Raw genomic sequence first — 23588 nt, 5'->3', positions numbered from 1 at the left:
GCAAATTGAAGAGGCATTCTGTGATTTGAAAAGTACCGCGTATGGGATCGCACTTCGTCACAATAGAACCCGCTCTACTAAGCGGTTAGATATCCTGCTTCTTATTGCGTTGCTCGCTGAAATCTTGGTGTGGTGGAATGGCCTCATTGCAGTCCAAGCCAAATGGTATTTTGACTTCCAAGCCAACAGCATTAAACACCGCCGAGCCCTATCAATACCTCGCCTAAGAAGGGAAGTTCGGAACCATCGGTAATATCAAATTAACGAATCTCAATACCAATGGGGTATGTTCGAATATCAAAGGTTGACACACAATGCAGGGCTGGGGAAATTATGAGGGGATCCGTCAGCGCCCAACGTACTAAAGTTTTATTGAAGTGTCTGAACACCGAGTCCAGTTCACTTATCGGCTAACCGATGATTCTGGCTACAAATACACTAGGCTCTACTGATAATTCAACGAGTTTCGAGTTACCTTCCATTGAGCACTTGGACCTTCCTATTTAACAAAACTTGAGCGACATTAGAATCTTTCTCAAATATTAATATTGAATTGCAATTACCCACGTTCGTAACCATCGATAGTGATTCAATTAGCTCAAGCTTTGAGTTAACTCGATTCACCACTCTCTCTTTAGGATTTATCTGCACAACGGTCCGGCCTAAAAAAATGCATTGCTTTACACTGGCGGGTTGATCGGTATGCTCTAACCGATCAATTGATGAATTCATTGCTGTAGATTGAATACCTTTAAACATAGGGCACCTAAACTCTTAAGTCCGATCTTTGAAGCACTGGTGGTGAAATTCCTGCTTCGGTATGAACCGACAACAATGACTCCCAAGACTCGCTCTGTGTAAGCAGCTCAGCAAGCGCACTCTCAAACAGCTCATAGTCAAGTTGATCGGTTTGAAGCAACCTGTTCAAACAAAGTGTTTGCCTATGATTATCTAGACTAAAAAACAGTTGATGCTCGGACCAATGATAGTTGAATGCCAAAAAAGAACGATAAAGCTCAGAATTAACAATGTATAGATCGAGAATTTCTGCTTCTAGTTGAAGCGTTTCTGTTTCTGAATGATAAATGAAATACACTCTTACGTTATCGTCAAAAGCTAAACCCAGTTCGTTTTCAGTCAAATGTAACTCAGGTAAACCTATTTGATGAGCAAGCTTAAGAAAAACCTCATCTACAATTTGGCGAGCTGACATAGAAGCAGTCCTGTTAATAATGTTGCAATTAAAATAATAGAAACTTAAGGCTGGTGTTATTAGTATTGGTTGGAGTTTTTTATATAATCGTTTATTTGCATGTATAATGAAAAATATTATTTCTGTTGCTTTTTCCTTAAGTGCTGAACCGGATGTTTTACTTAAATCTATTGAGGTTTTCTAAATTTTGCGATCTAATACCGGCTTTGTTGTTTAATTCAGTTTAGGGACCGAATTGCCCTGGCTTGTCTGTTTTTAGTAATACAGAAAATTTCGGCATACCAAGCCCTGAAAACTTGTTTCTGGCGTAAATTTCTCCTATCTGGGCATGTGTAATTTCGTCAACTTAAGCGAGCTACAAGCAACGGTTTAGCTCGATACATGGCAGTTTCTGAAAGTAAGCGTTTGTGGTAACCATCTCGCTATTTCCATTACTTATTTAAACTGCATATTTTCTGGAAATCTACTGCGAGATTTCTAGGAACACCACGCTCCCAGAAGGTGGCTCCTCTTCTTAGAGCGATAAGCGCTGACGTGCAGCTTTAGTAAATTAGGCCCACTTCTTCGTCTGTAACATTCGAAAACTCAGCTCTGCGTCTATTATTTCATGAGTGTTTGTATTGACTTCTATATGCAATTTTCGTCAGATCCTGTGTTTACTATCCGTACCGTGTTTTTTACTTTCCATTCGCCTTCGCCATAAACCCTAAAGCCAGTTGCATCTATGGCTAGGTACTGTATTACGCCTCTCGCTCTTTTTTAAATAACACCTCAGCTTGATTGGTTCTGCGGCTGATACAGATGTAGTCAAGATAGCTCAATGCGATACTAGCAAGTCTAAATAATGAATCGATAAAGCCTTGAAACGCAATCCGTGGCATAGATAATGCGTGTTTCACCATGAGTACGGTGGTAATAACTCAATAACTCAATAACTCAATAACTCAATAACTCAATAACTCAATAACTCAATAACTCAAACAGGCCGTTGGTTCGGTTTGCTTTGTGTCAATCCTTTTATCGCCTCTACATCAATTCAAAAAGAGAGATCCACAATTAATTAGTGATTGATTGTATTGCTTCCAGTTAGTTGTTTTGTAACGAGGCTTAGACATGAGGTTACGAGGTGTAATGAATGTAGCAGATCAAATATTTAGCTCCATTGAATTACGCAACAGAGCTGCTGAAAACCATCATGTTGGAGTCATTAGCTAAAAACTTACGTCCATACTTAATATCTTGCTATTCCCTCGTCTTTATAATCCTTCTAACTACGAATAATAACCATCAGAAAAACACAGAGAAGGAACACTATGGATATTTATCAGGACAGTATCAGCTTTTTAGGTGAAGGCGCGAATTTTGATGAAAACGGATTATTTCAATGTGAGCTATCGCCAGATACGAATAACCATGATGACGCACTTTTCTTAACCGTATTTAAGAATGAAACCACCATTAACTTACACATATCTATCACTAGCCCTGTGGAGTTACCAACCCCAATTCCAGAAACTATCGCTATCGCACTCGGTGAGCATGCATTGGAACCTTTCCGTGGCGGTTTTGGTATCGGTATTATGCCTGATAGCCGAAGGTTAACGGTCTACAAGGTTATTCCTCTCTCAAGCAAGCCACAAGATTATGTAGAGACTACTTTTCAGCAACTGTTAGAAAGAATGGAGCAATGGCACCAATTTATTGATCAAGTAGATGACGCAGTTATAACCCCAGAAATACTCCCTGCAAGGATCTTTATTTAATCTCTACGGCAATTACCCTATTAAAAAAATGAGTTTAATGTATGTCTACAATCCAAATTAATAGTCAACATCGAGGTAATTTAAACCTCTCGGATATTCAAAATATAAAAACTAACGCTAAGGAAGGTGATACAGTTAAATTTGGTTCTGTATTTGGTAAAGAATACAGCGTGACTAAGAATAACAATGGTGATGTGACTCTAAAGCAAAAAGCAAACCGCAGCTTTTTTAATCGCTTCTTTAGTCAAGCTGGTTCTTCGAAAAACAGCGACTTAAAGCTGAATCAGATGAACCAACAGTTACACAAAAAAGAGAGTAACGGTAACGTTAAGGTTCTAACTTTGACCTATAACCAAGCAAACCAAAAGATGCCGGAAGAGACGAAGAACTATTTCCAGAATCTGATACAAAATGGCGATTATGATGTGGTCTTGTTTGCGGAACAAGAATCTAAAATGCTTGCTAACGATTTGGAACTTGATGGTATGAACCTTCTAAGCCAGAATAAAATGAAAGTCATGACGAAAGGTCTTGGCGAAGGTGTTAGCTACACTTCAATGTCTGTTTTTGCTAAAGACGGCATCGATATTAACGTTAAAAAAGAGTCTGAGTACCGTCACGGGATCGGTGGTCGAAATATGGAATTCTTTATGGGTATTACTGGTAACAAAGGTGGCGTAAAAACTGCTCTAGAGATCAATGGTCAAACCCTAAACGTCATTTCTGCACACTTGGATTCTAACAAAGAAGTCAAACGTGAATTCGAAGGTAACAAGTTGATGGAAGCTTGCAAACCGCATGAAGAGGTTCTGATCACTGGTGATCTAAATGAGCGTGAAAAACGTACCGCTGAAGGTTCTGATGTGATGTACGATCCAGTCGCACATGATGATACGCATTTAGCCAAGCATGGCTTTAAGTTCAACCCTCTTAACAGTCACACTTACATGCAGCTTGATAATCACACCGGCAATATTAAACAAAAAGAAGGTCGTGATCGCCCCGACTTCGGTGAGCTCGATAATACTGGCTTAACCAATAAAACAGGCAACTTACAAAATCATGAAACCAGTGTTATCACTGAAGGGTTTGAGAATGTCAGCGACCACAAGCCAGTACAGTCTACATTTGAAGTAAGAGGCACCTCTCAAAAACTTATTGAAAACGCACGGACAAGTACATCGGCAGATTTCAAAAATGATGCTGCATTTCTTAAACCTGGCACTGATCCAGCAAAAGCGACGTTTGATGATTTGACTTTTGCTAACCAAGCTCGCCTTGGTCTAGAAAAATTGAGTAGCGATCAACAAGCGTTCATAAAAGAGAATTTCGCCAGTTTTATCATTGGCAAAGATGCAATCTTCAGTCAGTTGACAAGTGGCTTTATCGAAGAAATGGGGCAACTTGACACATCTAAGCTGACGGTAGAACAGATACAAACCCAACAAACTGAATTAAATGAAAAGTATGACCAACTGAATCGCGAGGTTAACGCTCAATTTAACCAGCAGTTCGTTACCAACCTTTAAAATAGACTTAACGATAGTTCCTATTTATGCCAATCCACGTAAATAGGAGGTATGTATACAAAAGGTGATTGTAAGATCACCTTTGGTAATCCTTGCTACAAAACTGCATCTAGATGGCCTTTTGAACAGCTAGGCATCTCGAACTGAATGAACAATTCAAATCAAACAACCTATCAACATTACCTTTTCCATAAATTCGTACTCTCTGATATTCTCTTGAAATAATTTACTTAGTATGTAACCTATTGTATTTTCGCCACATTACAATTTTAGCATTCGGATAATTTATCTTGATATCTGGTTCCCCGTATTTGTTTCATATATTTTATCGACACTTACGTGCCAGAAATCACACTAATACGACTATATAAAACCTTGGTTTTTGGCGAAAGTGATTATAACTCCTTATCATGTCGCTCAAAAACACTCACGAAAGATCACCCCTTCTAATTCCTCCGTAAGAAACTGATCGTCAAACGATGAGTAATCAGCACCCATTTATGTCTTTCGATGCCATTCAAAATAACAATAAGGTAAAGCTCGATTGTTTTTTGAGTAGATAAAGCATTGCTGATAAGATCGCCACAATTGACGGTAAAACCGTTAGAGGCTCACAAATACTTCATGCTTTCACATTGTGAACGTTTTGCTGCTGACATCGGTGTTAGCCTTGAACAACATAGAATTTACCAGACGTTTAATAAGGGCACATATCAGACCACTTAAAATTATTGATGTATAGCGACTTTGCCAACAATGGCTCATAAGACACCAATGAAGACAGCTAATTAACAACACCGATTACTTGTTGGCTAAGAAAGGATCCAAGGTCGCCTGGAGCAAGCATCCGATAATTATTTCGATATAATTATGTTACAAAAAACGATGGTACTTCTTACAGGACAAAAAGAAGCTGTGGCTAAAGATTCCGAATTTACAATAAAATACTACATTAGATCGAAGGGTCTTAACGCTATAGAACTGTTAGATTCAACACATTCGCACTGGTTAGTAAACCAATGATCTTTGATATTGAATTTTGAAAGGTGCTTGTAGAAAACGAGCAGAAAAAAGTGCTGTGAATTTCCTTGAATCAGGCAAACATGTTTAAATACACAGAAGAGTGGGACAGTTTCGAAAGCGAACATCAGACATAAAAATCATCTGCTCAGTGTCTTTTGAAGGTTATTTCAAGCATTATTGATAGTACTATCTTTATTTTTCCATGACTTGAGTGTTTAACATCCATAATGATGGATTATGATAACAGCTCGGTACCAACATGGGACCGTTCTTCATTCTGCCCAGTATCGAGCGACCAAACAGAAATCCGTTTTCGATTTTTAGGACTGGTCTATAGTCAGATGATAGCAGCCGTAGTTTTCTTCTTAGAAGAATGACGTTTGGAATCGTTTTGTTGGTAAGGCATTTATTTATCAATCATATCTAAACAAGTGCCTTACTATTATAAAAGAAAAATGAATATTATTTTAGTGCGCAGTAAAGCCGAGCGATAGCTAAACTATACTTATACCTATAGTATTTGCATGCCATCCCTATATAGGTTAAACCGTAGGGGCAGATGCGCGCCATGCTTGGTTTTGGCTATCAGCAATTGTACGGAACAGATCTCGCAGCTCTTTAAGCATACTATCTTGAAAACTAATGTTTTCATCAGCTTTTTGTTTCAATGCTTGTGCACGTGTCGCTGAAATTTCATCTTCTTTACCGCGAGCCTGAGCTTTAGTTTGTTCTACATTTGATGCTGAGTTTGCCATCTGACTAAGAGACTGAAGAATCGAATTTCGCGCTTGATTAGAGGTGGTAGCTTTGTCAAATTTTCGTCCCCCTTTTGTCAACTTATCAGTCAAATTACCAATGCGGTCTTGCCCGATATCCTGAGCACGCTTTAACTGTTGCTGTTGAGTTTTCGATAACCCGCCATTATTCATCAAGTCGCTAGCTTTATCTAGGCTATTTTTTTGAGCTCTTAGTAGTTTATTAGTCGATGCTTCCGCTGTGATTTTTTTACCAGCTTTAGCAGAACCTATTCCCCCCAAAATTGCCGTGACACCAGCTAGAACCCCTGAAACTACAGCCATTGCGATCATCGCTTTAGCAGAGTTATTTAGTTCTTGTGCTTGACTCTTAAGGCTCGCTACATTCGCTTCAACCGCGATTTCACGTTCAAGTGTTTGTTGTTCTCGGCTTAACTTCGAAACTTGGTACAGTAAGGTCATCAAAGCAAGAGATTCCGAAACCGTATTTGACGATGATTGAGTTCCAGATTGACCATTGAGTGCTTTTTCTAGGGTTTTCATAAGCAGATTTGCTGTTGGTGCCAAAGCGGTCATCAGCTTTTCAACCACGCGAGCTTGTTCTCCACTTTTCGGCGCTTTAGGTCCTTCCAAAAGATAATGTTTAGCACCTGACACCGCCGTCTCATCGTTACCACGAACCGCTGCTTCGGTTTTTGTCTCGGGGGCTTTTTCAACCTTAGTCGTTTTATCTATCTCACCCAAACCGTATAGATCTGCATTCCCAGTCTTACCAATTTTATCTAACATAAATTCTCCTTAAACCGTCGCTGGACGATTCATTACCGTTTCCATCGTTTCGCTTTTCGCCTGAATCATCTGCATGATGACATTCATCAACTCTTGGAAACCTTCCATCATCTTAGCGATTTCTTTTTTAAGCTTATCAATAACCGATTGAGTCAGCACCTTCTCCGCTTTCTGCTGAGTAAGATCCGCATTAATTTCTGTCACTTTAGCTTTATTATTGGAATGAACACTATCGGCAGAGCCTTTACCAACATTAGAAAGAAGATCTAATGACTCTGCAGCAAATCGAATACCTTTAGCTGTCGTCGTGGCTGCTTTAGAACCCATATCTGCAACTTTTGCCATATTAGCTGCCGCTTTAGTCGCAATATCAGTGATTTTTTGTGCTACTTTACTGGCACTTTTCCCCGCCAATTTAGCAATACCGCCCGCAGCCGCGCCGCCAAACGTCACAACAGCCCCAATAACCGCAACCGCAATCTCTAAAGCCATCATAACTTTGCTGAGAGCATCGACATTAATGCCAGCTTCTTTCATTGCATTTTGAACAGCTGGTTCTTGCATAGCCATACTGACTACACCCAATACACCACCGGCAATCATTAGTGCACCAGCTGCTGCTCCAACACCAGTTGCCACCATTACAGCGCCCACTATAATCGAAACTGCGGCACTGACCCACCCAAATATCTTGGAAACCAGACCCGATTTTTTCGCTTCTTTAGCCGCAGCTTCAGACTCTTTGAGTTTTTGTTCGTTATCCTTTATTTCTTGTTCGTGTTTCGCTTTCGCTACTTTTACTTCTTGGATCTTAAGCTTGTTTTGTACGCTCTTCAGTTTGTCTGTGATAGCAGCTAGCTCTACCTCAAAGTCATCGGCTGACCCTGCCAGGATTTTCACTGCTAGTGAGCCCGTGTTGTCGGCGACCGCATGTAAAACCTTGGCAATCGAATCAACGATTTTTTGTAGTTGATTCATGGCTTTCAGCGTTAATTCATTGACCTTATCGCTAACTGCAGCGTTCGGTGCATCAAGCTGAACTTTAACTTTACCAGTGTTCGGTACTTCAGATTTTTTACCTTTTACGTTTTCAACCGTTACTGAAGCTGACACGTGAGATGCAGTCTTAGTAACCTTATCTAACATTGTTTGACCAGAATCCGGTAAGTATGCCTGACTCTGAGTGCGGTCTAGTGCAATAGAATTCATATTCTAGTTACTCCTTTTGTTTTTCACCGCTTTTAACATGATGCCTGCGCGTTGATGCAAATCTGCATACTCTGGTTTTCCGGCAGACATCCCCTTCGCGCTGTAAAACCCACTCTCTGCCTCTGTTAATTGCTCAAGTTTTAGGTAACACTCTGCAGAGTGGAAAGGTGGGCGTGGGTCATTAATATCTACAAGCGCTGCATAACTGTAGGCGTCAATCGCCTGCAGGTACTCACCCAGTTCTTGACGAGCAGCTCCTAAACCAATAAAAAATCGTGCTTGGTAGTGGTCAAGCATGCTAAGCAGTTGGAATATCTTACCGGCTTGCTCTATTTTTCCTGATTGGAAAAAATTGAATCCAACAGCGTAAATGTGCTCAATGGTATCTGCTGATACATCGTGCAGCATTTTTAACGTTCCACCTTCCTCAAGAAACGAAAGGAGTTCCTCTGCTTGCATTTGAGATGGGTCAGTTACCGGGTTTTGTGTAGTCATGGTTATTTATCCTTAAATCGCTCGTAGGATTGCTTGCAAAATATTGTGGTACTTTTGAACAAATTTATTCATAGCTTCAACAGTTGCGTTGTATTGGGAACTGATGTCGCTTAACGCAGTAGTTTTTAACTGTACAGAATCGTTAATTGGCTTCGACTTACTTGAAACCGAGCTAGAAAAATTACTAAGGTATTTGTTATCTGTATTGTTATAATATACATCGCGACTAACAGTCACTCCTGCATTCTCTAAAAATTGTTTGTGAGTAAAGTATTTAACTCCATCAGAACCAACCCTTGGAGTTATATGTTTTTCTAAATACTTAAACTCCTTACCTTTTTCAAACTTTTGTTGAGTCTCATATCCGAAATGTTTATAAGTAAAATTCTGCCTGTCTGGATAATAATGCCCACCACCAGTACTTGAGTTAATTATCTCCGATAACTTTGTACTGATGGTAGTCTGGACTTGACCAAATATTTTTAGTTTAGTCGTAAGCTCTTGGAGTTCCTCTTTCTTCTCGTTACGCTTTTCAAGACGGTTCACTCGACGCTCATTTAAAGAAAACAGCACGCGCTCATCAAAACGATCGCCAATAGTCGAATCAATCACAGATAACAAATCACGAGAGGTTAACGAGTGCTCAGCTTTAACATCTGCTTTCCTTTGACCGTCAGTCCCTACCGTTATTTTCTTTTCATCTTCTGTGATTTTACTTAAACGAGCTTTCAGAGCGGCTAGGTTACTCATCATTTTTTTATGACGAGTGGCAAAGTCGATACCAACATCTTTCCTCAACATCATTTTTTCAAACTGAAATCTTATATCTCGTGCTGTATGCTGTTTTATTTGGTCAACCTGTTGTTGTGGAGTTTGGAACTTCTGCACTTCGTGAAGACTGCTATAAAAGGCATCGACTTGAGTGTTTATAAGACTCACAGCCATATTCGAGAATAAGCTAGAGAGCGTTATATCCGTAGATGAGCTCCTTAGCTTTGCAATTGCCGCATCAAGTACTATTTGCAGCTTACTAACCGAACCTGCTCCATAAGCATTTGCGTATTGACCTTTTACTTGGTTCACCAGATCGTTCAGCCCTCCTCTAAGCTCCTGCTTAGACATACCTGGAAGCCAAGTGATTTTATTTGCCAAAAGTTGTGCATCACTGCCACTTAGCGTAAGACCTGCATTATTTAAAGATCTAGTAAGCTGTGCTAAAACTGCTGCTTTGAAGCTTTCTTTCGTTAATAAATAATCCGAGTTATTTAGCTCGTTGATGTCTACCGAACCTAGATTGCGAAATGCATTACGCAAAAAAGAAATAGCGTTCTCACGAACCTTACTAGAGCTCATTTGCTGAGAAAGTGAATTTATAAACACACTGATCTTCGCAGTAGCTTGTTTAAGTGCATCGGCATCTAAGTTAGCTATTTGTTCTTCTTGGGTACTCTGGCTTCCTAAGCGGAACTGATTGATAAAGTCTGTAGGGAGCGAATTGTCTACCTTGTCACTTAACTGCTTTTCGAACCAAGTTCGGAATTGGTAAGTAAGTGTTTTGTTGACTCCGTTTACCAAGTCTTGAGGTGAAATCTGACCATTCACCGCTTGATTTTGCAACGATTTCATCCAATGAGCAGCAGTATCAACTGCAGCAGTGCCAGTAAATGCTGCTTGTTTTTCTAGTAGTTTCCTCAATGAATTGGCATAAAGATCAAGGCTATCTTGTTCACTACGCCCTAACACCTTAGGCAATTGACTAATCAACGCCTTCAACTTAGCCGCATTTGGCTCCCCTAAAATATTAGCCAATTTATCAGCCAAACGATCCTGAAATGAGGTCTGCGGCTCTGGTCGAGGTCCTACCCCACCTACTGGGTTTCTTCTGTTTATATCCGTCATTTAAAAACCTTTAAATTACTATGCCACGAAGTAACACAGGCCGCTTGCGCCTAGAGCCTTCGGCATTAGTGCCGTGGAGCGGATGTTGTTGTTGTCTGCGGCGTTGTACTTCCTCGAGCAATTCATGTTCTGCTTGTTTCATCAGTTTGGGATCGGCGTTTAACCCATCAAGCAGAATATTTCCTGCTACTGGACCAACACCTAATCCTTCAAGTAGTTCATTGAACACTTCAGCTCTGTCATCTGCAGTAAGGATAGCAAGTTCTGATTTTTCAATGGTTTCGGTAAAGGGTTGCTTCATCTTGATACCTATATTAAAGCGAAGCATCTATTAGATGCTGTCAGTAACAGTCGAGAGTTTTTACTTTCTTTCTCTTTTTAAGTGGGCGGTAGTCACTCAGGCGCAAGTAGTACCAATCATCTTGTTCATCGTGACTCGCACCACAGGCTCCCAAATAGAATTGCGCTAATCTTTGGTTACTCATATTGCTACCACGCAATACGTCAACGTTGCCACGAATGATCCAGTTGAGTGGGTACAATCGGATAGCATGTTCTGCGAGTAAAAACAGTGCAGAGAAAGGATTGCTCAAACCTTGGTTTGGAGTAATTCTTCGCAACAAAACGATGATAATTTCACCATCGTCTACTCGGAACACGAGCTCCATACCGTCGTATTCGTAGCGATGGCCAAGTAAGATAGTGCTTTTCTGCCAGAAATAAGGCCTCACTTTGATTCCTGACGTCACTAAAGACTGACTGAGTACACATGCCATTACATTCCCACCCTGCCTAAAGGTTGAATATTAATTTGTTGCGTTAGTTCTTGAAAAGACAGCACTGGCAGATCGTAGTATTCAGATTCAATCAATTTTCGCACGTAACGGCGTACGTCCATTGACACCACTAACACTGGTTTATTTGGCATACGGCTCAAATCACCAACTGCTTGCTTAACGTCGCTGACAAACTGTTGAGTAACGGAAGGGTCAAGCGCTAAGTAACTGCCCGACGAAGTCTGACGAATACCGTTACGGAGCATATCTTCCAAGCTCTGATCTAACAGGTATGCTGGCAACATATTTTGACCGCTGGCGTACTTGTAACAAATATAGCGTTTCAAACTTGAACGGATGTATTCAGTCAACTGAACCACGTCTTTTTCTTTTTGTCCCCACTCCACCATTGCTTCTAAGATCACTCGTAAGTTACGAATAGAAATATCCTCAGAGACAAGGCGTTGTAGGATTTCCGTCATTTTTTGCAAAGGTACAATACGCTGTGTCTCTTTTACTAATTCGGAATAACTGCCTTCCATTTGCTCTAGCAAATAACGAGTCTCTTGGATACCGATAAAATCTTGGGCGTACTCTTTTAGCACATGAGATAGGTGGTAAGTCAAAATACGGTCGGGAGTTAAAAAGCCCACTTGGCTGTTTTCTAGTTTTACTTTATGACTGTGGTCTACCCAAATACTCGAAATTCCCGGTAGAAAATCGTCATCTTTCTCGTAAGGTATACCAAGCAAATCGATCTGCTCATTATCTTCTGTCACCAGCAGTTTTAAGCTTTGAATCCGACCGCGGGCAACTGGCACTTCTTGCAATTGAATCAAGTATTCACCGTTGCTCATCCCTTCGTTAAATCGTAAGTGAATCCCCGGGAACGGCACGCCGAGATCTAGGTACAACGCTCGTCTTACTCGTGCGAGCTCATCATTCAAAGCGACGGCTTCTAAGCTCTCTTGTAAGCGAGCATCCAAATCGATTAGCAGCGGTACCGTCATAGCGAACTCTTCTTGTTCACCTAGTTTTCCTTTGCTGTTGCGCTGAGGTGCCGCTTTGTTCGATTTGGCGGCTGGCGAGCCCGCGCCTTGGGCAACAAAACTTGGTAAGTCGGCACTGCTTAATTTACTTTGTTGTTTTTTGTTATGGAGTAAGAAAAAGCCGCCACCACCGACTACAATAGCAAGAACAAAGAAGGTAACCTTCGGGAAACCGGGAATAAGCGCAAACAACACTAGCAACACACCGCCAATCAACAAAGCTCTTGGTTGTGCTGTAACCTGTGCTCCGATATCTGAGCCTAGGTCAGAGGACTCTTCATTCGAAACGCGCGTCACAATAATACCGGCAGTAATCGCGATAAAGAGAGCCGGAATTTGCGATACCAGGCCATCACCTACGGTCAAAACAGCAAATAGCTCCAATGCTTCCGACGCTGACATGCCTTTTTGAGTCACACCTATGGTTACACCGCCAAGAATATTCACCACGATTATCACCAGACCAGCAATAGAGTCTCCTTTTACGAACTTCATCGCCCCGTCCATAGAGCCGTACATTTGGCTTTCTTTTTCAATCACTGAACGGCGATGACGCGCCTCATGAACATCGATTACCCCGGCGCGCATATCGCCGTCTATACTCATTTGCTTACCCGGCATCGCATCAAGGGAGAATCTAGCACTGACTTCCGCTACCCTTTCTGAACCTTTAGTAATCACCATAAACTGAACGATTGTGATGATCAGGAAAACTACGATGCCCACGACCAGGTTACCACCCACGACGAAGTTACCAAAGGTAGAAACGATTTGACCAGCATCACCTTGCAGCAGGATAAGTCGTGTTGTAGTGATAGAAAGTGACAAGCGAAATAGTGTAGTGATCAACAGAACCGCTGGGAATGCAGAGAACTCTAGGGGGGATGTAATGTAGATAGCAATCATCAATAAGACGACCGCTATACTCATGTTGGTACCGATAAGTACATCCACCAATGTCGTAGGTAAAGGCAAGATCATCATAAAGACGATTGCCAGTAGCATCACGGCAAGCATGATGTCTTTACGCTGCCCAACCTTGTTAATAATATCGATCAACTTATTCATTTGGTTCACTATTTAGAGATTTTATATAACAGCGATGAGCGCGGCGCGCGCCCTCAACATCATCTTGTTTCCAGCGGGCTTGGCTAAGACAAAACCATAAACCAGCTTCATTAGAGTTGTTGGCTTCCAACAAGCTTTCGCACAGTTCGATTGAACGAGCGTACCGCCCTAAATCCAGGCATGCTACCGCTAATGTTTGGCGAGCTTCTTTATGCTGAGGTTCGATTTCCAACAGCGCTTCGAGTAACATAATTGCTTGTTTAGGTTTTTTATATTGAACTTGGAGAGCCCCGTGGATAAGCAATAGCTCCACATCTTTTGCTTGTAACATGGGAGTTAAACCTGAATCAGTAGATTCAACGCCATGGTGAGATAACGTTGATCTAATTGAGTAGTTTGCAACGTTTCCGCTGCTTGAGTTAGCGTATGAGAACCATTTTTCTTCGCCAAGTCTTGAAGTCTTTGCAGAGTTATATCAAACTGCTGACGGTATTTTTCTGGGCGAAGTAAGTCTGTATGTGTAATCTTTGGCTTAGCGAGTGGCATCAAGTACTGCTCTGAAGGGCGAAGTTCATACAATTTCTCTAGGTGCGTCGCGATGGCTTGACCGTCAGGTAGCAGTTGAAAACGTTGTGGAAAGTCGCTTTCGACTTGCTCAAGAGAGATATGAGCAAAACTTTCAATACCAACGTTTAATGTACTAATCCGATTCATGAGTTCACCACGTCGTTATGCAAACGAACTAGCAACGCGAATGCTTGTTCTATGGTTGGTAAGGTAACTTCATCGCCTTCAATTTGCGCTGAGAAAACTAACGCTTGTTCATCGAACAGCCCAGTTTTAATAGTGAATGGCCACCCTTGCCCTGAATGACAAAAGCTCAGTGCCTTTTTAATTGACTCATTAGATTGATGCCATGGCAGCGCTTTTACCAACATAAGAAACAAACAATCCTGATATTTCTCAAGGTACAAGGTGCCGCTTTGTTCAAAGCTCAACTGAACACGTCCAGCCGACGAGAAATTTACGGCTTCAAGCCCCATTCCTCGGCAAAAATCATCCACTGACGCATCAATCCAATTCATCGTTCCAAATTTCCTCTTCTTCTAAATCAATCGCTTCATCAAGCACTTTTTGTATTGCTTGTATTAGGTTTTGCCGCTGTTCTTCGTCGTTAAACACATCAATGGAAATATGCCGAACTAAGTTGTGCAGTTCTCGTAAAAAACTAATTTGTCGCTCAATGGCCCCCAACTTCATGGCGTTCACTAAGTTCCATATCTCTTCGCTTCCCACCCAGCGCTGCTCAACTAAGTCGATGACATCCGACATTAAATCAGTAACTTGATAAGCCATGGCTTGCCTGCTGAGGTTTAAACATCTGATAGATATTACTAACTTGATCTTGAAGGGTATTCAGCGTCTTAAGTTTTTGCATATCTGACATCAAAAGCTGCAGCTTAACCGAATCAATATTACTGCCTTGAACACTTAAATCTGCACTCATACCTTGCAACATAAAGTCGACGGCGGTGGACACCTCTTTTTCACCAAATCGCTCAACCACATCCTTGTATGCCGAGCCTAAGCCTTGGTAACTGTGTACTGTGTCACGATAGAAACCGCGTAGTTGGTGCAAACTGCTAAAGTCTTGCTCTTTGCTATATTCATCAGCAAAGCTCGACACACGAATCTCGGTATCAATCTGAGACCAAGAATCTGGATTTTGCTCAAAGTTCAGAAGGGCTTGGTCAATCAGCGCCAACAGATTCTTACTTTCTGGGTTCGCTCCGAGAAACTTTTTTACCGCCTTTAATGCAAGGTACTGGTGACTCTTCTCTTCAGAAAAGCCATTAAGGTAAGCTTGTAGCTGCGCGATCGTTGATAAGTTGCCACCCGCCATCTTGGTAGCAAGGTCTTTGATCTTTTGGTTCTTCTCAAGATCAGGAACTTTCCTTAAATATTCAGACACCAACTCATGAGCTTCATTAACCCGAAGACCACCATCTTTTACTTTACGTTTGGTTAGATCTTTTTCTGCTTTTTCTGAGCCTAATGACGTCAGCTCCTCCATTGCGTCAAATAATGATTGAGTAGCATTGTGTACTCGGACGCTCTCGCCTCGATAGTTTCCACCAATTGACTCCCCAGAACGTACGTACTCATGACCGCTTCGAATTGGCGTGTCAAACTTGTTACCCGTTGCAATTTGATTGTTGATAATACTCACTCATTTGCACTCCTTTCGTACAATATGACTTGAGTGTAAATGTTGTATTTGCAATAGGCTGTCAAAATCAGACGTGTTTTTTTAGGGCATTTTTAGTTTTCTAAAAACTCCCGACCAATAGTCACTATAAATACTGCCCCATCCTTTCTACTCTATCACTACCAGTTATTACGCATATTTCCTAAATTGAACGATTTCTCATACATCACCGAAACGCAACAATCTGCTATCAGACAAACTCGTTTGATACAAATCCGCGGCCGAGTTACTCAAGTTACTGGCACCATCATCAAAGCCGTGGTTCCTGGTGTTCGTGTTGGGGAACTTTGTGAGTTGCGCAACCCTGACCAAACCTTGTCGCTTCTCGCGGAAGTGGTTGGTTTTCAGCAACATCACGCGTTACTTACTCCACTTGGAAACATGCTTGGTATTTCCTCCAACACCGAAGTGAGTCCACTTGGAAAAATGCATGAAGTAGGCGTTGGCAACCACTTGTTAGGTAAGGTACTGGATGGACTGGGTCGCCCGTTTGATGGCACCCAAAATAAAGAACCGAGTGCTTGGTATCCAGTTTACAAAGATGCACCGCCACCGATGCAACGAAAATTGATCGAAAATCCCATCTCCATGGGGGTTCGTTCGATAGACGGATTACTCACCTGCGGCGAAGGACAAAGGATGGGTATTTTTGCCGCGGCTGGTGGTGGTAAAAGTACCCTACTCGCCAAGTTCATCCGCTCCGCTGACGTTGATGTCACAGTTCTCGCCCTTATCGGCGAAAGGGGGCGTGAGGTTAAAGAATTTATCGAACACGACCTTGGTGAAGAAGGCATGACAAGGGCGGTGTTAGTCGTAGCAACCTCAGATAGACCTGCAATGGAACGTGCCAAAGCTGCGTTTGTGGCCACCTCCATCGCAGAGTACTTCCGTGACCAAGGTAAACGCGTCCTACTGCTTATGGATTCTGTCACTCGCTTTGCCCGAGCTCAACGTGAAATCGGCTTGGCAGCAGGTGAACCACCAACACGACGAGGTTATCCGCCTTCTGTTTTTGCTGCATTGCCAAGACTAATGGAACGTGCTGGCCAATCAGACAAAGGCTCCATCACCGCTCTGTACACCGTACTTGTAGAAGGTGACGATATGACAGAACCAGTTGCCGACGAGACCCGATCAATACTTGATGGTCACATTATTCTTTCTCGGAAACTGGCCGCAATGAACCACTACCCAGCCATTGACGTGCTTCGTTCAGCAAGCCGTGTAATGAACCAAATCGTGGATAAAACTCATCAAGCATCGGCAGCTCATATGCGTGAAATGCTGGCAAAATATGAAGAAGTTGAACTGCTGATTAAAATTGGCGAATACCAACATGGTGCTGATAACCGCGCGGATATGGCCATTGATCAAAGTGATGATATCCGAGCGTTTTTACGTCAAGGCACACACGAAACAAGTGAGCTCGACGAAACCGTGACTCAGTTACAAGGACTCGCGGGCTTATGATCGAGCAGTTACTAGAGATCAAAACGATTCGTGCCGAGCGAGCTGACAGTGCAGTTCAGCAGCAAGAGTACCGAGTCAACAACGCCCTCTCTATAAGGCGAAAATCCGAGCAGTCCGTAGTCGATTATCACCAATGGCGAAAAGAAGAAGAAGAGCGACGATTTACCAAAGCGAAGCAGAAAATGGTGGTGCTAAAAGAACTCGAGATATTGCGACAAGAAATCGCACTATTGAGGGAAAGAGAAGCCGATTTAAAGCAGCGAGCCGCTGAAGCCAAAAAAGTATTGGAGCAAGAAGCTCAACGGCTCAAAGAGAGAAAAAAAGAAGCAATCGCCGCTCATAAAACCAAAGAAAAATTCATTCAGCTAAACGAACAAGAAATCGCTGAACAAATACGTCAAGTGCAGTACCAAGAAGAGCTCGAACAAGAAGAGTTTCGTAGTGCCATTGTTTCATAGAAGGTAAAAATGCGAGTCAAACACGATCACCCGAATACAGCAGAATTTCCAAAAAAGATTCGACAGAGTCCCGCGCCTAACGTCTTGGAAGAACTTGAGTCTCGCTTTAACAATAATCTGAAACCAATGCCGCTGGAAGCAAAGCAAGGTCAAGAGACGACTCGTTTGTACAAAGCGGCCTTGAGTTTAGATAAATTCGATCCTCTGAAGCCTAAAACTCAGCCTGCCAATCTTCAGCAAAAGAGTGCCAAAGACCAAGCTTCTTCTGAAAAAACGGAAAGAGCTGACAATACACACGGTGCAGACAGTGCGAAAAATGCCGTTAAAGCTAATCTTTCTCCGTTAGAGAAAGACTCTACGCTAGACACAAATCATCAAGCTTCAAAAGACGCTTCGAACAATGATGTTGCAGAACAGCCAAAGACCACGACAGAGGCTGAATCGGATGTCACAATACCCGTTAAGCCTAACTCGTTAGTCGAGCAAGCTATTGGCGTTCAAAAACGCATAAAGCATGAGAACAGCTCGCACAGTGCTGCGGCAACGGAGCGCCCAAACAGCGACAAAGCCCCTATCGAAAACAACGATAAAAACGCTGCTCAGTCTCTATCCGAAAAAACGCCTCTGAACAATACGGTGGGTAAACATGCGCAGCAACAAGAGGACGTCATTGTGAAAACCCTATCCATAGTTTCCTCAGTAGCAAAAGAAAAGATGACTCGTGATAGCCAAGCTGATTCAGAGGGTTCAACCGCATCTCTTGATGGCTTGTATCACGATCCCAAAGACATTATTGACGGTTTCCCAAAAGGCTTGAATACTCAACCAGCGCCAATCCAGCTTGATGGTAAAGCCGCTACCTCTGTGCAAAACGTCTTGAATGGTCAACGACTAAAACCCGATACGACAGTAAAAGAAGCGGTAACCTTAAGTAACGCGCAGATTAACACAGAAGCGAAAGCTACGTTGTCCGCATTTGAAGAGAAGCTAAAACCCTTAAAGCGCATTGATTTACATCATTCAACCTCTGAAGTGGACACCAAACTGCACTCGGCGGCGAATATAAACCAACCGACTACTCAAGGTGATGTGATCCTAAAGAGTATGGAGGCGCAAATACCTCACAGCTCGGCAAGAAACGTGAACGATCTGATTAGTAAGTTGGTCGACAAGATCTATGTTTCTCTCCCAACAGCGAACGAGAAGGAGGTCCGACTGTTTCTCAATGAAGGTCAATTGAAAGGTGGTGAGATCTCCATTAAGCACGACAGTTCTGGTTACAGCGTCTTAATTAAACAAGAGCATGCCCTTTCGCTAATCAACCCAAACGCTAAACAAGAATTGGTTGAGCGCTTACAACGCTTGGGGATTGAACAACCGATTCGAATCTCAATCAGCGAGCAAATGAACCAACAACAAGATCAACAACGTTCTCGACAACAACGCAGTATTTATGATGAATGGAAGCCTGAGGACGAATGATGATACTTAATTTCCCTAAAGTCGACGCATCAAGCATCTCGCTAAGCAATCAACTATGTGCGAAACAATGCCACTTTCAAGATAGCCTGAGCAACAGCCTGTCGGTTACGCTAGGGCCAAAACCTCAATTTACTGGCTATCGTTTGGCGTTATTCATTGGAGGGCAAACGATCAAAATAGATTTTTGTGGTGCGCAATTACAGTTGTGGTTACATGACATGCTTGACTCAACGGCTTTTGAATCACTACCAAACTCATTGCAATTGGCGTTACTCAATAGCCAGATTGAACCATACACCGATGTGATTAAACGTCTTTTTGGGCAGCTTCCTGTCTTAAGCAAGTTACAGCCTCATGAACAGCAAACTCAGCAAGAGAATGTATTGATGCTCACCATCAACCGTGATGATGCATCTCTTAGCCTCTGGGTGCATGAAGGTCGAGATGTGCTACTTGGCGCGTTGCCACAAGCACCATCTTACCTAAGTCAAAATATTGCACTACCGTTCTGGTTGAGTTTTAGCAAAGCACGTTTAGCACTAAGCCAATTCGAGCAACTGGAATTGGGGGATGTGGTGTTTTTCGATGATTGCTACATCGCACAACATCAAGTGCTCTTTCAGATATCCAATCAAAACCTTTGGCGATGCCAACTCGACGAAACCATACTCCATATCCTAGATAAAGAAACCAATATGAACGATATCAATAACTCTGAAGCACTTACCGACCACAAGCAACTGCCAATTGAACTCACTTTTGATGTTGGTCAGCAAACCATAACTTTAGAACAACTTAACGCGCTACAACCTGGCTTCACTTTTGAGCTTAACCAACCAATTTCAAGCCCGGTAACTATGCGAGCAAACGGAAAAATTATAGGTATGTGCGAACTTGTGAACATCAATGAACGCTTAGGCGCGCGCGTACTCGAGCTGTTTGGCGGTAGTCAGGAGCCAGCATGATCCAGTTACCTGATGAACTGAACCTCATCGTCACGCTAGCCCTGCTTGCTTTGGTTCCTTTCATTGCAATGATGGCGACCTCTTTCGTCAAACTTGCTGTCGTGTTTTCTCTATTGCGAAACGCACTGGGTGTGCAACAAATCCCACCCAATATGGCACTGTATGGATTGGCGATTATTCTGTCGATCTTCATTATGGCACCAGTAGGGTTCGAGACTCACGACTACGTGACACAACATGACATCTCCCTAGAAGATTCCGAAAGTATTGACGGGCTGATTGAAAGCGGACTGCAGCCATATCGAGAGTTTTTGAAAAAACACATTCGTGAAACTGAAACTGTGTTTTTTACCGATGCTGCGAGAACCTTGTGGCCACAGAAGTACTTCGATCGCTTGGAGTCCGACAGCTTATTGTTGTTGCTCCCCGCCTTTACGGTAAGTGAGCTAACTAGGGCGTTTGAGATTGGTTTCTTGTTGTATCTACCGTTCATCGCTATCGACCTGATCGTGTCCAACATCCTACTGGCTATGGGTATGATGATGGTATCGCCGATGACGATCTCGCTACCATTTAAACTACTTCTGTTTGTATTGCTGGACGGTTGGACCAAGCTAACTCATGGCTTGGTACTCAGTTACAGTTAAATAGGAGATAAATATGAATCAGGCTGAAATAATCCACTTTACCACTCAGGCTTTAACGCTTGTTCTATTCTTGTCGCTACCACCGATTTTGGTTGCGGCGTTTGTGGGCACCTTAGTCTCACTCATCCAAGCACTAACTCAAGTTCAAGAACAAACGTTGGGGTTTGTCGTTAAACTAGTTGCCGTCATAATTACCTTGTTTGTTACCACACAGTGGCTAGGCGCCGAACTGCATTCGTTTGCAACTTTGGCCTTGGATAAAATTCCACTAATACGATGAGTTATGATGATTTGCACCAAGCACTGTTCCTGTACAGCTTAACGCTTCCTAGGTTAATGGCTTGCTTTATATTTCTGCCTATCTTAAGCAAGCATACGTTAGGTGGTACCATGGTGAGAAATGGTGTCTTATGCTCTCTTGCGTTGTTTATCTTTCCTATAATTAATCAACAAAATCTCCCCGCAGATACGGATGGAATCTGGTTAGTGGTCATATTGGGAAAAGAGGTGTTATTGGGTCTGCTCATTGGATTTGTTGCGGCGATCCCTTTTTGGGCAATCGAGGCGGCAGGCTTTCTCGTGGATAACCAGCGAGGTGCTGCCATGGCGAGTATGTTCAACCCCGCTCTCGGCTCGCAATCGACGCCAACCGCTGTATTGTTGACTCAAACTCTGATCACTTTGTTCTTCTCAGGCGGTGGCTTTGTCACTTTTCTTTATGCGCTATTTAGCAGCTATTCATCATGGCCCGTCATCGGTTTTTTCCCCACAATAACAGAAGAGTGGGTACGCTTTTTCTACGCCCAGTTCGAACAATTAATGTGGCTCGGGGTTTTGATGTCGACACCAATAGTACTGGCGATGTTTCTTGCCGAGTTTGGACTTGCGCTCGTTAGCCGATTTGCGCCACAACTCAACGTTTTCTTTTTGGCAATGCCGATTAAAAGTGCCATCGCCAGCGTGTTATTGATTGTGTATCTAGCGCTGATGATGAACTACTTCCAAGAGCTTTTATCTGAAATAGCACTCTTCAGAGAGCAACTAAACACTATTTGGTAATCACAGAAGAACATGGAGTAAGCTCACCTCTCGAACTTGTTTTTGCACCGGTTTATAGGTAAATCAGGTAGAACAATAACTTTGAAATATGGCCACTTTATTCGATAAACAGATAACACAGTGGATAGAAACCACAAAAGGTTCAGCTAAAAAAACGTTTTACTCTTTGTCTAGACGCATTTGATTGGAACGACTAACCGTCAGCCTCTCGCCATGATTAAAACGGTTTTATCTCGAACGAAATTCAACCATAAAAAACAGGTCTTAGTAATGAGCGGAGAAAAAACTGAACTCCCCACCCCGAAAAAAATCAGGGATGCCAGGCAAAAAGGGCAAATTGCAAAAAGTCAGGAAATCGTTTCATCTGCGTTAATTCTGGCTTTGATTACCGTATTGTTTGCATTCGCCGATTACTATATGTCGCACATTTCTGCTCTACTTTTACTACCAAGTGAATTGGCGTATCAGGACTTTCAAGATGCCCTACTCGACGTAGCTATCGCCATCGCCAAAGAAATGGTTTATCTGCTTGCACCGATCATGTTGATCACAGTCTTGGTCGCCATCATGGCTAACATGGGACAGTTCGGATTTCTATTTAGTGGTGAGTCTGTCAAACCGGACATCAAGAAGATCAATCCAGTCGAAGGGGCAAAGCGAATTTTCTCTCTAAAGAGTATCATTGAGTTTATTAAGTCCATTCTCAAAGTTTCGCTACTTTCATGTATTATTTGGGTAACATTGAAAGGTAACTTAAACACGTTACTTCAGATTCCTGCCTGTGGATTAGAGTGCGTGCCGATCATCACTGGCGTGTTAATCAAACAATTAATGACCATTTCTGCAGTCGGCTTTATTGTGATTGCGGCAGCCGATTTTGCTTACCAAAAATTCGACCACACGAAGAAATTGAAGATGACCAAAGACGAAGTGAAACGTGAATATAAAGAGATGGAAGGCAGCCCTGAAATAAAAAGTCAACGTCGTCAACTGCACCAAGAACTGCAAACTTCTAACCAAAGAGATAACGTTAAACGCTCGAATGTGCTGGTTACAAACCCAACACACATTGCCATCGGTTTGTACTATGAGCAGGGTGAAACACCTCTGCCAGTGATTACCCTAAAAGAAACAGGTGCGATGGCAAAGCGTATGATTGCTATTGCCAAAGAAGAAGGGATACCTGTGGTGCAGAAAGTACCGCTCGCACGTGCGTTGTATGCGGATGGGCAATTAGACCAATACATTCCTGGCAATCTTATTGAGGCCACCGCAGAGATCTTGCGCTGGGTTGCGTCTCTGGAGCAATCTGAAGGGCAATAAGCGAGAAAGTATGTGGTTACCTATAATGTTCTACTCACTCTGGACATTTTATCAACCAAAGCGAATCGGCAGCCGACATTATATTTTATTTGAATTGGGCTTTGTTTCCTGATTCAGTAGAACTACCCCTTAATTCACCTATTCCTTCAGAATAAATACCGCTTACTAGGAAAGGGAGAACCTAGGTAAATTAGCTTTAAAGTTCAAATAAACATAAGTAATACGGAGTACGGATATAACAAGCTGTCACGTGCTCGGTATTCAACGAAGTAGTTATCGATATTGGTGCAAACATCAATATCACCTAACTACGATGTATTGAGGTTACAGTGTAGTGGTCAACTGAT

Annotated in this window: 24 protein-coding genes and 2 pseudogenes; 11 read left to right on the top strand and 15 right to left on the bottom strand. The window is 42.4% G+C overall.

The annotated features are described in order from the left end of the window. Positions 1-253: pseudogene (locus tag FCV43_RS14630) on the top strand (IS4 family transposase); the annotation flags it as partial. 218 nt (positions 254-471) lie between these two features. On the opposite strand, the gene exsE2 reads toward FCV43_RS14630, so the two are convergent. From exsE2 to FCV43_RS14615, 3 genes and pseudogenes are all read right to left on the bottom strand, one after another. After that, on the bottom strand, positions 472-759 hold the full coding sequence (gene exsE2 / locus FCV43_RS14625; protein ID WP_136995612.1) for a T3SS regulon translocated regulator ExsE2: 288 nt from the start codon (positions 757-759) through the stop codon (positions 472-474). Positions 760-766: 7 nt separating this feature from the next. Beyond that, on the bottom strand, positions 767-1213 hold the full coding sequence (locus FCV43_RS14620; protein WP_136995611.1) for a type III secretion system chaperone: 447 nt from the start codon (positions 1211-1213) through the stop codon (positions 767-769). Between the two features lie 223 nt (positions 1214-1436). After that, a pseudogene (locus tag FCV43_RS14615) lies at positions 1437-2328 on the bottom strand (transposase). Between the two features lie 198 nt (positions 2329-2526). Between FCV43_RS14615 and ati1 the strand changes: the two are divergent. Next, positions 2527-2976, top strand: coding sequence for an Ati1 family type III secretion system chaperone (gene ati1, locus FCV43_RS14610; RefSeq protein ID WP_136995610.1), 450 nt, complete (start codon positions 2527-2529; stop codon positions 2974-2976). 41 nt (positions 2977-3017) lie between these two features. After that, positions 3018-4505 carry a VPA0450 family T3SS effector inositol phosphatase gene (locus tag FCV43_RS14605; RefSeq protein ID WP_136995609.1) on the top strand — a complete coding sequence of 496 codons (1488 nt, stop codon included), beginning with the start codon at positions 3018-3020 and terminating at the stop codon, positions 4503-4505. 1565 nt (positions 4506-6070) lie between these two features. Here the strand turns inward: FCV43_RS14605 and vopD are convergent. Genes vopD through sctW form a run of 12 tightly spaced genes read right to left on the bottom strand, consistent with a single transcriptional unit; the run spans position 6071 to position 15798 of the window. Next, complete coding sequence (gene vopD, locus FCV43_RS14600) at positions 6071-7072, bottom strand: type III secretion system translocon subunit VopD (RefSeq protein WP_136995608.1); 1002 nt, start codon at positions 7070-7072, stop codon at positions 6071-6073. Between the two features lie 9 nt (positions 7073-7081). Beyond that, on the bottom strand, positions 7082-8281 hold the full coding sequence (sctE, locus tag FCV43_RS14595; protein ID WP_017096455.1) for a type III secretion system translocon subunit SctE: 1200 nt from the start codon (positions 8279-8281) through the stop codon (positions 7082-7084). Between the two features lie 3 nt (positions 8282-8284). Continuing rightward, the gene (locus FCV43_RS14590; protein WP_136995607.1) at positions 8285-8776 is read right to left on the bottom strand and encodes a SycD/LcrH family type III secretion system chaperone; all 492 of its coding nucleotides are present in this window, start codon (positions 8774-8776) and stop codon (positions 8285-8287) included. Positions 8777-8788: 12 nt separating this feature from the next. Further along, on the bottom strand, positions 8789-10675 hold the full coding sequence (locus FCV43_RS14585) for a virulence-associated V antigen (protein WP_136995606.1): 1887 nt from the start codon (positions 10673-10675) through the stop codon (positions 8789-8791). A 10-nt stretch (positions 10676-10685) separates the two neighbouring features. Next, positions 10686-10976, bottom strand: a complete 291-nt coding sequence (locus FCV43_RS14580; protein ID WP_017096452.1) for an LcrG family type III secretion system chaperone — start codon at positions 10974-10976, stop codon at positions 10686-10688. A gap of 40 nt (positions 10977-11016) precedes the next feature. Continuing rightward, entirely contained in the window at positions 11017-11451 is a 435-nt protein-coding gene (locus FCV43_RS14575) for an LcrR family type III secretion system chaperone (protein ID WP_017096451.1), read from the bottom strand. Continuing rightward, on the bottom strand, positions 11451-13577 hold the full coding sequence (gene sctV / locus FCV43_RS14570; RefSeq protein ID WP_102249940.1) for a type III secretion system export apparatus subunit SctV: 2127 nt from the start codon (positions 13575-13577) through the stop codon (positions 11451-11453). Before sctV ends, FCV43_RS14575 begins: the two co-directional genes overlap by 1 nt. After that, positions 13561-13899, bottom strand: a complete 339-nt coding sequence (gene vscY, locus FCV43_RS14565) for a type III secretion system chaperone VscY (protein WP_017096449.1) — start codon at positions 13897-13899, stop codon at positions 13561-13563. Before vscY ends, sctV begins: the two co-directional genes overlap by 17 nt. Before the next feature lie 5 nt (positions 13900-13904). Continuing rightward, positions 13905-14282, bottom strand: a complete 378-nt coding sequence (gene vscX / locus FCV43_RS14560; RefSeq protein WP_017096448.1) for a type III secretion system protein VscX — start codon at positions 14280-14282, stop codon at positions 13905-13907. Next, positions 14279-14653, bottom strand: a complete 375-nt coding sequence (gene sycN / locus FCV43_RS14555; protein WP_017096447.1) for a type III secretion chaperone SycN — start codon at positions 14651-14653, stop codon at positions 14279-14281. The genes vscX and sycN overlap by 4 nt, the downstream gene beginning before the upstream one ends. After that, the gene (locus FCV43_RS14550; protein WP_017096446.1) at positions 14640-14924 is read right to left on the bottom strand and encodes a TyeA family type III secretion system gatekeeper subunit; all 285 of its coding nucleotides are present in this window, start codon (positions 14922-14924) and stop codon (positions 14640-14642) included. Before FCV43_RS14550 ends, sycN begins: the two co-directional genes overlap by 14 nt. Further along, a complete protein-coding gene (gene sctW / locus FCV43_RS14545) occupies positions 14905-15798 on the bottom strand; it encodes a type III secretion system gatekeeper subunit SctW (RefSeq protein ID WP_017096445.1) in 894 nt (297 codons plus the stop codon). The genes FCV43_RS14550 and sctW overlap by 20 nt, the downstream gene beginning before the upstream one ends. 186 nt (positions 15799-15984) lie before the next feature. On the opposite strand from sctW, the gene sctN reads away from it, so the two are divergent. The 8 genes from sctN (at position 15985) to sctU (ending at position 23241) form a co-directional block, all read left to right on the top strand. Next, on the top strand, positions 15985-17307 hold the full coding sequence (sctN, locus tag FCV43_RS14540; protein ID WP_017096444.1) for a type III secretion system ATPase SctN: 1323 nt from the start codon (positions 15985-15987) through the stop codon (positions 17305-17307). Further along, complete coding sequence (sctO, locus tag FCV43_RS14535; protein ID WP_017096443.1) at positions 17304-17765, top strand: type III secretion system stalk subunit SctO; 462 nt, start codon at positions 17304-17306, stop codon at positions 17763-17765. The genes sctN and sctO overlap by 4 nt, the downstream gene beginning before the upstream one ends. A 9-nt stretch (positions 17766-17774) precedes the next feature. Beyond that, positions 17775-19247, top strand: coding sequence for a type III secretion system needle length determinant (locus FCV43_RS14530; protein ID WP_136995605.1), 1473 nt, complete (start codon positions 17775-17777; stop codon positions 19245-19247). Beyond that, positions 19247-20212 (top strand): type III secretion system cytoplasmic ring protein SctQ, encoded by a 966-nt coding sequence (gene sctQ / locus FCV43_RS14525; RefSeq protein ID WP_136995613.1) that lies wholly within the window; start codon positions 19247-19249, stop codon positions 20210-20212. Before FCV43_RS14530 ends, sctQ begins: the two co-directional genes overlap by 1 nt. Next, on the top strand, positions 20209-20859 hold the full coding sequence (gene vscR, locus FCV43_RS14520; protein ID WP_136995604.1) for a SctR family type III secretion system export apparatus subunit VscR: 651 nt from the start codon (positions 20209-20211) through the stop codon (positions 20857-20859). The genes sctQ and vscR overlap by 4 nt, the downstream gene beginning before the upstream one ends. A 13-nt stretch (positions 20860-20872) precedes the next feature. Next, entirely contained in the window at positions 20873-21139 is a 267-nt protein-coding gene (sctS, locus tag FCV43_RS14515; protein ID WP_136995603.1) for a type III secretion system export apparatus subunit SctS, read from the top strand. After that, complete coding sequence (gene sctT, locus FCV43_RS14510) at positions 21136-21918, top strand: type III secretion system export apparatus subunit SctT (RefSeq protein WP_136995602.1); 783 nt, start codon at positions 21136-21138, stop codon at positions 21916-21918. Before sctS ends, sctT begins: the two co-directional genes overlap by 4 nt. Before the next feature lie 270 nt (positions 21919-22188). Next, the gene (gene sctU / locus FCV43_RS14505; protein ID WP_136995601.1) at positions 22189-23241 is read left to right on the top strand and encodes a type III secretion system export apparatus subunit SctU; all 1053 of its coding nucleotides are present in this window, start codon (positions 22189-22191) and stop codon (positions 23239-23241) included. Positions 23242-23588: the final 347 nt, after the last annotated feature.

Source organism: Vibrio genomosp. F6 (genome assembly GCF_005146325.1).
Taxonomy (GTDB): domain Bacteria; phylum Pseudomonadota; class Gammaproteobacteria; order Enterobacterales; family Vibrionaceae; genus Vibrio; species Vibrio cortegadensis.
The sequence above is the reverse complement of the archived record's forward strand: the minus strand, read 5'-3'. Positions and strand labels throughout refer to the sequence as shown.

What these genes read in the sequence shown, in the direction of transcription:
- FCV43_RS14605 (WP_136995609.1), top strand. Translation starts at nt 3,018, where the DNA reads ATGTCTACAATCCAAATTAATAGTCAACATCGAGGTAATTTAAACCTC.
- FCV43_RS14530 (WP_136995605.1), top strand. Translation starts at nt 17,775, where the DNA reads ATGCGAGTCAAACACGATCACCCGAATACAGCAGAATTTCCAAAAAAG.
- sctU (WP_136995601.1), top strand. Translation starts at nt 22,189, where the DNA reads ATGAGCGGAGAAAAAACTGAACTCCCCACCCCGAAAAAAATCAGGGAT.
- sctE (WP_017096455.1), bottom strand. Translation starts at nt 8,281, where the DNA reads ATGAATTCTATTGCACTAGACCGCACTCAGAGTCAGGCATACTTACCG.
- exsE2 (WP_136995612.1), bottom strand. Translation starts at nt 759, where the DNA reads ATGTTTAAAGGTATTCAATCTACAGCAATGAATTCATCAATTGATCGG.
- sctQ (WP_136995613.1), top strand. Translation starts at nt 19,247, where the DNA reads ATGATACTTAATTTCCCTAAAGTCGACGCATCAAGCATCTCGCTAAGC.
- FCV43_RS14620 (WP_136995611.1), bottom strand. Translation starts at nt 1,213, where the DNA reads ATGTCAGCTCGCCAAATTGTAGATGAGGTTTTTCTTAAGCTTGCTCAT.
- vscR (WP_136995604.1), top strand. Translation starts at nt 20,209, where the DNA reads ATGATCCAGTTACCTGATGAACTGAACCTCATCGTCACGCTAGCCCTG.
- FCV43_RS14585 (WP_136995606.1), bottom strand. Translation starts at nt 10,675, where the DNA reads ATGACGGATATAAACAGAAGAAACCCAGTAGGTGGGGTAGGACCTCGA.
- sctT (WP_136995602.1), top strand. Translation starts at nt 21,136, where the DNA reads ATGAGTTATGATGATTTGCACCAAGCACTGTTCCTGTACAGCTTAACG.
- FCV43_RS14550 (WP_017096446.1), bottom strand. Translation starts at nt 14,924, where the DNA reads ATGGCTTATCAAGTTACTGATTTAATGTCGGATGTCATCGACTTAGTT.
- FCV43_RS14580 (WP_017096452.1), bottom strand. Translation starts at nt 10,976, where the DNA reads ATGAAGCAACCCTTTACCGAAACCATTGAAAAATCAGAACTTGCTATC.
- vscX (WP_017096448.1), bottom strand. Translation starts at nt 14,282, where the DNA reads ATGAATCGGATTAGTACATTAAACGTTGGTATTGAAAGTTTTGCTCAT.
- sycN (WP_017096447.1), bottom strand. Translation starts at nt 14,653, where the DNA reads ATGAATTGGATTGATGCGTCAGTGGATGATTTTTGCCGAGGAATGGGG.
- sctO (WP_017096443.1), top strand. Translation starts at nt 17,304, where the DNA reads ATGATCGAGCAGTTACTAGAGATCAAAACGATTCGTGCCGAGCGAGCT.
- ati1 (WP_136995610.1), top strand. Translation starts at nt 2,527, where the DNA reads ATGGATATTTATCAGGACAGTATCAGCTTTTTAGGTGAAGGCGCGAAT.
- FCV43_RS14590 (WP_136995607.1), bottom strand. Translation starts at nt 8,776, where the DNA reads ATGACTACACAAAACCCGGTAACTGACCCATCTCAAATGCAAGCAGAG.
- FCV43_RS14575 (WP_017096451.1), bottom strand. Translation starts at nt 11,451, where the DNA reads ATGGCATGTGTACTCAGTCAGTCTTTAGTGACGTCAGGAATCAAAGTG.
- vscY (WP_017096449.1), bottom strand. Translation starts at nt 13,899, where the DNA reads ATGTTACAAGCAAAAGATGTGGAGCTATTGCTTATCCACGGGGCTCTC.
- sctS (WP_136995603.1), top strand. Translation starts at nt 20,873, where the DNA reads ATGAATCAGGCTGAAATAATCCACTTTACCACTCAGGCTTTAACGCTT.
- vopD (WP_136995608.1), bottom strand. Translation starts at nt 7,072, where the DNA reads ATGTTAGATAAAATTGGTAAGACTGGGAATGCAGATCTATACGGTTTG.